This is a genomic window from Cellulomonas sp. P4_H12, assembly GCF_056400905.1.
This window is the reverse complement of record NZ_JBFUKJ010000054.1, coordinates 1-10122: the sequence shown is the minus strand read 5'-3', so window position 1 is coordinate 10122 and position 10122 is coordinate 1. Positions and strand designations below refer to the sequence as shown.

At 75.6% G+C, this 10122-nt stretch carries 9 protein-coding genes and 1 pseudogene; 5 read left to right on the top strand and 5 right to left on the bottom strand.

Features of this window, described 5'->3' with window-relative positions; genetic code table 11:
• The 4 genes and pseudogenes from AC1DQC_RS19450 to AC1DQC_RS19435 form a co-directional block, all read right to left on the bottom strand.
• Positions 1-478 (bottom strand): annotated as a pseudogene (locus AC1DQC_RS19450) (DUF58 domain-containing protein); the annotation flags it as partial.
• Entirely contained in the window at positions 475-1455 is a 981-nt protein-coding gene (locus tag AC1DQC_RS19445) for an AAA family ATPase (protein ID WP_477052880.1), read from the bottom strand. The gene AC1DQC_RS19445 and the pseudogene AC1DQC_RS19450, both read right to left, overlap by 4 nt.
• A complete protein-coding gene (locus tag AC1DQC_RS19440) occupies positions 1452-1952 on the bottom strand; it encodes a hypothetical protein (RefSeq protein WP_477052879.1) in 501 nt (166 codons plus the stop codon). Before AC1DQC_RS19440 ends, AC1DQC_RS19445 begins: the two co-directional genes overlap by 4 nt.
• Positions 1949-2668 carry a DUF4129 domain-containing protein gene (locus tag AC1DQC_RS19435; protein ID WP_477052878.1) on the bottom strand — a complete coding sequence of 240 codons (720 nt, stop codon included), beginning with the start codon at positions 2666-2668 and terminating at the stop codon, positions 1949-1951. The genes AC1DQC_RS19440 and AC1DQC_RS19435 overlap by 4 nt, the downstream gene beginning before the upstream one ends.
• A gap of 112 nt (positions 2669-2780) precedes the next feature.
• On the opposite strand from AC1DQC_RS19435, the gene purB reads away from it, so the two are divergent.
• A complete protein-coding gene (purB, locus tag AC1DQC_RS19430) occupies positions 2781-4202 on the top strand; it encodes an adenylosuccinate lyase (protein ID WP_477052877.1) in 1422 nt (473 codons plus the stop codon).
• Between the two features lie 257 nt (positions 4203-4459).
• Positions 4460-5335, top strand: a complete 876-nt coding sequence (locus tag AC1DQC_RS19425) for a hypothetical protein (RefSeq protein ID WP_477052876.1) — start codon at positions 4460-4462, stop codon at positions 5333-5335.
• Between the two features lie 129 nt (positions 5336-5464).
• On the opposite strand, the gene AC1DQC_RS19420 is transcribed toward AC1DQC_RS19425, so the two are convergent.
• On the bottom strand, positions 5465-6724 hold the full coding sequence (locus AC1DQC_RS19420; RefSeq protein WP_477052875.1) for a glutamyl-tRNA reductase: 1260 nt from the start codon (positions 6722-6724) through the stop codon (positions 5465-5467).
• 45 nt (positions 6725-6769) lie between these two features.
• Here AC1DQC_RS19420 and hemE point away from each other — a divergent pair, with 45 nt between their 5' ends.
• The 3 genes from hemE to hemC all read left to right on the top strand — a co-directional run.
• A complete protein-coding gene (hemE, locus tag AC1DQC_RS19415; protein WP_477052874.1) occupies positions 6770-7834 on the top strand; it encodes a uroporphyrinogen decarboxylase in 1065 nt (354 codons plus the stop codon).
• Positions 7834-9171 (top strand): protoporphyrinogen/coproporphyrinogen oxidase, encoded by a 1338-nt coding sequence (locus AC1DQC_RS19410; RefSeq protein ID WP_477052873.1) that lies wholly within the window; start codon positions 7834-7836, stop codon positions 9169-9171. The genes hemE and AC1DQC_RS19410 overlap by 1 nt, the downstream gene beginning before the upstream one ends.
• 176 nt (positions 9172-9347) lie before the next feature.
• Positions 9348-10122 (top strand): hydroxymethylbilane synthase (gene hemC / locus AC1DQC_RS19405; RefSeq protein WP_477052872.1); only part of this gene is annotated, 775 nt, incomplete at its 3' end.

Here is a 10122-nt window from a genome sequence, read left to right as displayed (position 1 = left end):
GGGGCAGGTCGCCGAGCGGGCGCGGCGCGGGCAGCACCAGCGCCGTGCGCGACACGGCCGGCGCCGGCTCGGACACGCTGGCGGCACCGGGCCCGACGCCCTGCACGTCGACGAACGCGACCTCCTGCGGCCCGGTCCGGACGGTGTGCACGACGAGCGGGAGCGTCCGCGACCCGTCGACGAGCACCCAGGCCTCGGTGAGCTCGCGCACGCCCCGCCGGACGCCCACCAGCGCGGTGCCGGGCGACTCCACGGCCACCTCCGCCCGCAGGCTCCCCGCGTCGACCGGCGCGGCCGACGGCTCGAGGCGCACGCTCGGCTGCAGCGCGGGCCGACGCCGCCAGTCCCACACGCCGGCCACCAGCGGCGCCGCGCCGAGGACCGCGACGTCGGGCCGCCCGAGCAGCGCACCGACGACGAGGAGGACGACGCCGACGACGACGCCGGCGGCCGTCGCCCGCGTGCGCACCCAGGTCATGTGCGGCGCGCCGTCGTCGGGCCCGCCACCCGCTTCAGCACGTCCGTGACGACGCCCTGGGGCGCGGTCCCGGTCGCCCAGGCCTGCGGGGTGAGCGACAGCCGGTGCGCGAGCGCGGGGACGGCGACGGCCTTGACGTCCTCCGGGGTCACGAAGTCCCGTCCGGAGAGCACCGCCATGGAGCGCGCGACGAGCACGAGCGCCTGCGACCCGCGGGGCGAGGCGCCGACCTCGACCGCGTCGTGCGCGCGGGTCGCCGCGGCGAGGTCCACGCAGTACCGCAGGATGTCGCCCTCGACCGTGACGCCCTCGACGCCGGCCTGCATCGCGCGCAGCGTGGCCGCGTCGACGACCGTCCGCACGGTGCCCACCTCCTGCCGGCGGGCCAGCCGCCGCGACAAGACGTCGACCTCACCGTCGCGGTCGGGGTAGCCGACGGCGATGCGGACCATGAACCGGTCGAGCTGCGCCTCGGGCAGCGGGTAGGTGCCCTCGTACTCCACGGGGTTGGAGGTGGCGACCACGTGGAACGGGTCCGGCAGCGGGTACGTCGTGCCGTCGACGGTGACCTGGCGCTCGGCCATCGCCTCCAGCAGGGCCGACTGCGTCTTCGGGGCGGTCCGGTTGATCTCGTCGGCGAGCAGCAGCCCCGCGAACACGGGTCCCGGCCGGAAGGCAAACGAGGCGGTCCCGGGGTCGAACACGCTCGAGCCCGTGATGTCGGACGGCAGCAGGTCGGGCGTGCACTGGACGCGCCGGAACGTCAGCCCGAGCGCGGTGGCCAGGCTGCGCGCGGCGAGCGTCTTGCCCAGGCCGGGGACGTCCTCGAACAGCACATGCCCGCCGCCGAGCACCGCGGCGAGCGCGATCTTCAGGGGCTCGTGCATGCCGACGACGAGCGTCGCGACCTCGTCGAGCACCGCGCTCCCGCGGTCCGCGACCTGCGCGACGGTCAGAGGGGTGGGCTGCTCGGTCATGGTGCGGGGCTCCCGGGGTCGTCGTCGGTGTCGTCGTCGGCGGTGGTGCGTCGCCTCGGTCCGAGGCGGTCGAGCACGTCGAGGGTGTACCGGACGTCCGCGACGGTCGGCAGCGGCGACGTGGTGCGGGTGAGCGTGCGGACGGCGCGCGTGCCCAGCAGGCGCTCCGTCTCGGGGTCGGCGAGCGACAGCCCGTGCCGCGCGAGCCGGCGGCCGGCGACCTCGCGCAGCCGCCGCAGCACCCGCTCGCCGATGCGTCCGTCCCGCCCCACCATCGCCCACGCGAGGTCCTGCACCTCGCCGCGTGCACCGTGCCGGCGCGCGGAGCGCTCGCGGTCCCAGCCCGGGTCCGGCGTCCCGTCGAGGCGCGTGAACAGCAGGACGCCGGCCGCGACGAACAGCCCGAGCAGCAGGGCGGTCCGCAGGCTCAGACCGGCGGCCCACGCGGCGAGGACGCCGACGAGCAGCCCGACGACCGGGCGCCACTCCAGCCTCATGCGTCGGCCCCCCGCCGTCCGAGGTCGTCCGCGATCGCCGCGAGGCTCGACCGGGCGGCGGCGACGTCGGCCGCCGTGAGCACGTGCTCGGAGTACCGAGCGGCGAGGTACAGCTCGAGCAGCGCGCGGGTGGCGCCGGGGTCGGCGCGCGTGGCGTCGAGGACCTCGACCGTGAACTCGGTCGCCGTCTGGGCCCGGTCCCGCAGCAGCCCGCTGCGCTCCGCAGACGCCTCCAGCGCCACCCACGCCGCGATCACCGCGTCGCCCGGCGGCACCTCGTCCTCGAGCACCTGGGTGGCCCGCCGGACGCCCTCGCGCAGGGCCGGCGTCGCGCTGTCGAGCACCTCGCCCGACAGCTCCACGTCGGGCGTCGCCTCGTCGACGTCGTACGGCGCCCGCCGTTCCCGCAGGGCCCGGACCCGCTTGACCAGCACGGCCACCGCGATCACGAGCAGGACGCCGAGGACCGCGATGACCACCAGGTAGATCCACCGCTGGGCGACCATCGGCAGCCGCACCTCGTCGAGGGGGGTCTCCGCCGGCAGCGGCGTGCTGGTGGCCACGGGCGGGGCGAACGAGGGGATCTCGAAGGCCGCGCCGCCGTTGTCCCGCTGCCAGAGGCGGAACGGCCCCGCGAGCGCCGCGCCGAGCACGGCCACGGCGACGAACGCGCCGACCAGCAGCACCGCCCCCGGCCTGCGTGCCTGCGTCGCCACCTGGCTCCTCGTCGTCCCCCGCCCGACGGCCACCGCCGGTTCGCACAGGCTACTGAGCCCGGACCGACGAGACGCCTGCACGTGACCGCGCGCCCCCTGGGATGATGCGGGCATGCCTTCCCGTGTCAGCCTCGCAGACGTCACGCCGCCCATCGCCCTCGGCCCGCTCGACGGTCGCTACCGCGCTGCGGTCGCGCCGCTGGTGGACCACCTGAGCGAGGCCGCCCTGAACCGCGAGCGGGTGCACGTCGAGGTCGAGTGGCTGATCCACCTGACGACGAACGCCGTCGTCCCCGGCGCGCCGCGCCTGACCGACGAGGACGTCGCCTACCTGCGCGCCGTCGTCGCCACCTTCGGTCCCGACGAGGTCGCCGAGCTGGCGGCCATCGAGAAGATCACCGTGCACGACGTCAAGGCCGTCGAGTACTTCCTCAAGAGCCGGCTCAGCGCTGCCCCCGAGGGCTCCGCGCTGCACCAGGTGGGCGAGCTGGTCCACTTCGCGTGCACCAGCGAGGACATCAACAACCTGTCGTACGCGCTGATGGTCCGCGGCGCCGTGCAGGAGGTCTGGGCACCGGCCGCGGGGGCGCTCGTCGACCAGGTCGCCGCGCTCGCGCACGAGCTGCGGGACCAGCCGATGCTCGCCCTGACGCACGGGCAGCCGGCGACGCCGACGACGCTCGGCAAGGAGCTCGCCGTCCTCGCGCACCGGCTGCGGCGGCAGCTGCGGCGGATCGCGTCCGACGAGTACCTGGGCAAGCTCAACGGCGCCACCGGCACGTACGGCGCGCACGTCGTCGCGGTGCCCGGTGCGGACTGGCCGGCCGTCAGCAAGGCGTTCGTCGAGCACCTGGGCCTGACCTGGAACCCGCTCACCACGCAGATCGAGTCGCACGACTGGCAGGCCGAGCTCTACGCCGACGTCGCCCGGTTCAACCGCGTGCTGCACAACCTGGCCACCGACGTGTGGACGTACATCTCCCGCGGCGTCTTCATCCAGATCCCGGTGGCGGGTGCGACGGGCAGCTCGACCATGCCGCACAAGGTCAACCCGATCCGGTTCGAGAACGCCGAGGCCAACCTCGAGCTCTCGAGCGCCCTGCTGGACACCCTGGCCAGCACGCTGGTCACCAGCCGCCTGCAGCGCGACCTCACCGACTCCACGACGCAGCGCAACATCGGCCCGGCCTTCGGGCACTCGCTGCTCGCCATCGACAACGTGGCCCGCGGCCTGCGCGCGCTGTCCGTCGACACGGCCCTGCTGGCCCGCGAGCTCGACGAGAACTGGGAGGTGCTGGGCGAGCCCGTCCAGTCCGCGATGCGCGCCGCGTCCGTCGCCGGCGTCACCGGCATGGAGAACCCGTACGAGCGGCTCAAGGAGCTCACGCGGGGTCGCCGGCTGACCGCCGCCGACATGCGCGAGTTCATCGGGGGCCTCGGGCTCCCGGACGACGTCGCCGCGCGCCTCGCGGCACTGACTCCGGCGTCGTACACCGGGCTCGCGGACTCGCTCGTCGCGTACCTGGAGCCCTGACCAGGCCGGTTACACCCGACCGCCGACGAGCGTCCACTCGCGCTGCTCCGAACGGGTGAACGGACGTCGCGCGGACGCCATCTTCTGCCGGCCGCCAGGCAGAAGCGGAACCGCTTCGACGGTACCGCTCTCATGGGTTCTGACCTGCAATTTCATACTTTCGAGTGGTCGCTCCTGGACAGGTGCCCTATAGGGCCTGCACAATCGTGCACCGACCGGTCTGAAAGATCCGGTTCACCCGATTCTTCCTGGCAAGGATGCCCATCGTGACGCTCATGCAGAAGGCGATCACGCCAGCGCTCACCCGCGCTCACCTCACCGCGGGCCATGACCGCCTGGCGGGATACGTGGTACGTGCCGAGGACGTCGCTTTCGCGACCACCCCGGCACAGCTGTTCGAGGTGCATGGACTGGGGTACGAGAGCTCGCCGTTCAGCCCGTACGACCGCTCGATCGACGTGCTCCGCTTCGAGTCGTCGCCGCAGCTGCAGTACCGCGACGTCCCCGGGTACATCCTCCCGCTGTGGTGGCTCCGCCACTCGCGGATCCCCCCGGGCGCCGAGCTCGTCCGCATCTACGACAACGGCACCTCGACGCTGCTGGCCCGCTACGGGGACGTCGGCGCCGGCTGGACGGTGACGCAGCTGGGCGCACCCCGCCCGTCGCTCGCGTCCCTGTCGCGCTGCGTGGGTCCCGTCGCCAAGTGGCACGGTGCCTACCTCGAGGCCGACGTGGTCGACGGCGGCCACACGGTCGTGCTCGCCCTGGCGAACCCGCCGCTCGCCGAGACGGGCTTCCACCAGTCGCCCTCGGGCCGCTGGTACCGGCGGGTCGCCCGCGAGGACGTCACCGAGCTGTTCGAGCTCGACCTCACGGCCCGCTGGAACGGCCTCCACGTCCGCGTGGTGGACCAGTGGCAGGACGCGCAGCGCTACGTGGTCGCCCGAATCTCGCACCTGGGCGACGACATCGAGCGCGCCGAGCGCCTGCACCTGACCCGGGTCGAGGCCGGCGTCTACGAGGGCATCGTCTACGCCGCCGAGCTCACCGACATCCAGACCAACCAGGTGGTTCCCCACACCTGGGCCCCCGGACCTGCCGCGTCCGCGCAGCAGCAGGTGGTGCGCTCCTGAGCGCACCGTCCGAGGGTTCCCGAACCAGGATCACGCCAACGGCGTCGTGATCCTCACGGGACGCGTGCCGGGCCTGGCCCTCCCCCCCGTCCAGGCCCGGCACGCTCGTCCGTTCGACAGCTCGCGCGCTCAGCGCGCGTCGGCCACCAGCGCCGGCACCGGGATCGCCGCCAGCTCCGCCAGGGCGGCCGCGTACGTCGTCGCGTCCCCCGCGCGGGCGGCCTCGCGGGCGCGGACCGTCGGGGCGTGCAGCGCGGCGCGGGTGCGGCGGCGCAGGGCCCGCTCGGCGCGCTCGTCCCGCTCCGTCAGCGCGCTCAGGCCCGCCTCCAGGCCACCGAGCACGCGCGTGCGCTCCGCGACGACCGCGGGGTTCCAGTCGCGCACGCGGCGGTCCGCCTCGTAGGCCTCGGCGGCGGTCGTGACGACGTCGTGGGCGGCCTGGACGGCGGCGTGCTCGGCGGGGGCATGCTCGGCCACGGTGTGCAGGCTGACCAGGCGGACGCCCGGCAGCGAGCGCACGCCGGGGTCCACGTCGTGCCGCAGGGCCAGGTCCACCACGGTCAGCGAGCGCGACGACGAGGCGCGGGCCGCGGCCAGGGCGTCGACACCGAGGACCGCGCCGGCGGCGCCGCTGCACGCGACCACGAGGTCGACGTCGGACACCTCCGCGGCGAGGTCGGCCGACGACGGAAGGGCCCGCACCCCGCGGGCCGCGGCGAACGCACCGGCGCGGCCGGACGCGGAGTAGACGCGGATGTCGCCGGCCCCGCGGGCCTTGAGCGCGGCCAGCGAGGCGCCCGCGTAGGAGCCGGTGCCGATGAGCACGCACCGGACGGACGGCCAGTCGGGCAGGTCGCGCTCGGCGATGTCGAGCGCGACGCCCACGACCGAGCGGCCGGTCGCGCCCAGGCCCGTCCGGCTCTCGACCAGCCGCGAGACGCGCGAGGCCGCCTGGAACAGCGACTCCAGGCCCGACGTCGTGGTGCGGTCGCGGCGCGCGGTGGTCAGCGCCCGGCGCACCTGCCCGGCGATCTCGCGCTCGCCGACCACCATCGAGTCCAGGCCGCTGGCCACGGCGAAGAGGTGCTCGGCCGCGTCGGTGCCGGTGCGGACGCGCAGGTGGGCGTCGACCTGGTCCTCCGTGTAGCCCGAGCGGCCGGCGACGGCCTGCGCGGCCGCGGCGCGGGCGGACGGGGCGTGCTCGGCGTCGTCGACCTCGAGGTACAGCTCGAACCGGTTGCACGTCGCCAGGACGACGGCACCGGAGACGAACCTGTGCGCCGGCGAGCCCACGAGCTCGGACGCGACAGCCTGCACGTCCGAGGAGAGACGTTCGAGCACATCGAGGTCGAGGTCGTGGTGGCTGGCAGCGAGGGACAGCAGCACCACGTCCCGAGTTAATCATCTCGACAATTGTCCGGCACAATCGGGCACGTGAACCTTCCTTCCGCGCACCCCCTCGCCGTCGGCCGCACGAAGAATTCTTCGCTGGTCCGTGCGTATTCCGGGGAGCAGCCCGAACGCCGCCCGGTGTGGTTCATGCGACAGGCAGGCCGGTCGCTGCCGGAGTACCGCGCGGCGCGCGCCGGCACCGCCATGCTCGACGCGTGCCTGGACCCGGCGCTGGCCAGCGAGATCACCCTGCAGCCGGTGCGCCGGCACGACGTCGACGCGGCGATCTTCTTCTCGGACATCGTCGTGCCCCTCAAGCTCGCGGGCGTCGACGTGGAGATCAAGCCCGGCGTCGGACCGGTCATGGGGTCGGCCGTCCGGACCGCGGACGACGTCGCCCGGCTGCGCGACCTCGGCCCGCTGACCCCGGAGGCGCTGCGGCCCGTCGCCGACGGCGTCGCGCTGACCGTCGACGCGCTGGGCGAGACGCCCCTCATCGGCTTCGCCGGCGCCCCGTTCACGCTCGCCGCCTACCTGGTCGAGGGCGGCCCGTCGCGCGACCACCTGGCCGCGCGCACGCTCATGCACGCCGACCCGGCCACGTGGACCGCCCTCACCGAGTGGGCGGCGGACGTCACCGGCGCGTTCCTGCGGGCGCAGGTGCTGGCCGGCGCGAGCGCGACGCAGCTGTTCGACTCGTGGGCCGGCTCGCTCGGGCTCGCCGACTACACCGCGCACGTCGCCCCCGCGTCCGCCCGCGCGCTGAGCCACGTCGCCGACCTGGACGTGCGCAAGGTCCACTTCGGCACCGGGACCAGCGAGCTGCTGGGCGCCATGCGCGACGTCGGCGCGGACGTCATCGGCGTCGACTACCGGCTCCCGCTCGACGAGGCCAACCGCCGGCTCGGCGGCACCACGCCGCTGCAGGGCAACATCGACCCGGCGCTGCTGGCCGCGCCCTGGCCCGTGCTGGAGGCGCACGTCCGCGACGTCGTCGCGCGAGGCTCGGCCGCGCCCGGCCACGTGGTGAACCTGGGCCACGGCGTGCCGCCGGAGACCGACCCCGCCGTCCTGACCCGCGTGGCCGAGCTGGTGCACCAGCTCTGATGACCGCCTGGGACGCGATCGTCGTCGGCGGCGGTGTCGCGGGCCTGGTCGCGGCCCGCGAGCTCGCCCACGAGGAGCTCCGGACGCTGGTGCTCGAGGCCCGAGACGTCCCGGGCGGCGCGGTCGCGGGGCACACGGTGGCGGGCCTGCGGCTCGACGCCGGCGCCGAGTCGTTCGCCACGCGCGGCGGCACGGTCGCCGCGCTGCTCGACGAGCTGGGCCTCACGGACCGCGTGCGGACGCCCGAGCCCCGCGGCTCGTGGGTCCACCTCCCGCACGGCGACGGGCCGCTGCCCCGGACCGGCCTGCTGGGCATCCCCGCGCACCCCTGGGCGGCGGACGTCCGCCGCACGCTCGGCCTGGCCGGCGCCGCGCGGGCGAGCCTCGATCTCCTGCTGCCGGCCGGCGACGAGCCGACGCTGGGGGCGCTGGTCCGCCGGCGGATGGGCGCGCGGGTGCTGGACCGGCTGGTGCGGCCGGTCGTCGGCGGCGTGCACGCGGCGGATCCCGACGATCTCGCGGTCGGCGCCGTCGCGCCGGGGCTGGTCGACGCGCTCCACCGCGAGCGCGGTTCCCTCGCCCGCGCGGTCCGGTCGCTGCGCGCGTCGGCGCCCGCCGGCTCGGCCGTGCAGGGCATCGACGGCGGCATGCACGTGCTGGTGGAGGCGCTGGTCGCGGACCTCGAGGCGCACGGCGGCGAGGTGCGCACGGGTGTCCCGGTCCGGGGCGTGGCCGACGGGCCTGACGGCTGGACGACCGGCGACGACACCGCCCCGCGGCTCGTCCTCGCGACCCCGTCGGCCGTCGACCTGCTGGGCCTGTCGGGGGTCGGTGCGCCCGATCCCGGCGCGGCGGTCACGCTGGTGACCCTCGTCCTGGACGCCCCGGGCCTCGACGACGCCCCCCGCGGCACCGGCGTCCTCGTCGCCGCGGAGGCCACCGACGTCGCGGCGAAGGCGCTCACGCACGCGACGGCGAAGTGGGGCTGGCTGGCGGAGGCCGCCGGTCCGGGGCGGCACGTCGTGCGGCTGTCGTACGGGCGCGCGGGCGATCCCGACGACGCTCGCGCGGACGACGAGCTCGTCGGCGCCGCCCTGGCGGACGCGACGGTGCTGCTGGGCACGCCGCTGCGCCGCGACCAGCTGCTCGGCCACGCCGTCGCCCGGTGGTCGCAGGCGCTCCCGCGGCCGAGCGCGGMGCACCAGGGCGTCGTGCGCGCGGTCCGGGACGCGGTGGCCGAGCGCGAGGGGCTCGCGGTCTGCGGGGCGTGGGTGGCCGGCAACGGGCTCGCGTCGGTGGTCCCCGACGCCCGCGCGGCCGCGCGCTCCGTCCTCTAGGGAATAGGTCGCGCACTTTCTGACAACGCGTCGGCAAACGGTGCAAGAATGTCGCGCGTCACATTATCTGCGTTATTTGCTGACAGCCTGTCAGCACCGCGTCACACGCTATTGCTCTTTCCGCGTCGCTTTCCCCGCGCTTCGACATCCCCCGAGTTGAGAGGGACACTGACGGCATGCCTCAGCACGTGCGGGTCGGGACGCGCGCGAGCGCGCTCGCGCTCACGCAGACCGGCCACGTCGTCGACGCCCTCGCCCGCCTCGGGGGCGGCGACCTCACCCTCGAGACCGTCCACGTCCGGACCGACGGCGACCGCCTGACGGGGTCGCTGCAGAGTCTGGGCGGGACGGGCGTCTTCGTGACCGCCCTGCGCGACGCGCTGCTCGACGGCCGCTGCGACGTGGCGGTCCACTCGCTCAAGGACCTGCCGACGGGCGACCCGGACGGGCTGCGGCTCGGCGCGGTCCCGCCGCGCGAGGACCCCGCCGACGCCCTCTGCGCCCGGGACGGTCTGTCCCTCGACGCGCTGCCCCCCGGCGCCGTCGTCGGCACCGGGTCCCCGCGACGCGCGGCGCAGCTGCTCGCGGCCCGTCCCGACCTCGTCGTGGTCGACATCCGGGGCAACGTCGACACCCGGCTCGGCCGCGTGGCCGGCGCGCGCAGCGGCACCGGAGACCTGGACGCCGTCGTGCTCGCGCGGGCCGGCCTGGCCCGGCTCGGGCGGCTCGACGCGGTCACCGAGGTGTTCGCTCCCGACGTCATGGCGCCCGCCGCCGGCCAGKGGGCGCTCGCGGTCGAGGTGCGCGCCGACCTCGCTCCTGACGAGCCGCTGGCCCGCGCCCTGGCGCGCCTGGACCACCGGCCCACCCGACTCGCGGTGATCGCCGAGCGCGCGCTGCTCGGCCGCCTCGAGGCGGGCTGCGCCGCGCCGATCGGCGCCTGGGCCGCGC

Excerpts from the sequence above, each read along its gene's own strand:
- AC1DQC_RS19445 (WP_477052880.1), bottom strand. The coding sequence starts at position 1,455 with ATGACCGAGCAGCCCACCCCTCTGACCGTCGCGCAGGTCGCGGACCGC.
- AC1DQC_RS19440 (WP_477052879.1), bottom strand. The coding sequence starts at position 1,952 with ATGAGGCTGGAGTGGCGCCCGGTCGTCGGGCTGCTCGTCGGCGTCCTC.
- purB (WP_477052877.1), top strand. The coding sequence starts at position 2,781 with ATGCCTTCCCGTGTCAGCCTCGCAGACGTCACGCCGCCCATCGCCCTC.
- AC1DQC_RS19425 (WP_477052876.1), top strand. The coding sequence starts at position 4,460 with ATGCCCATCGTGACGCTCATGCAGAAGGCGATCACGCCAGCGCTCACC.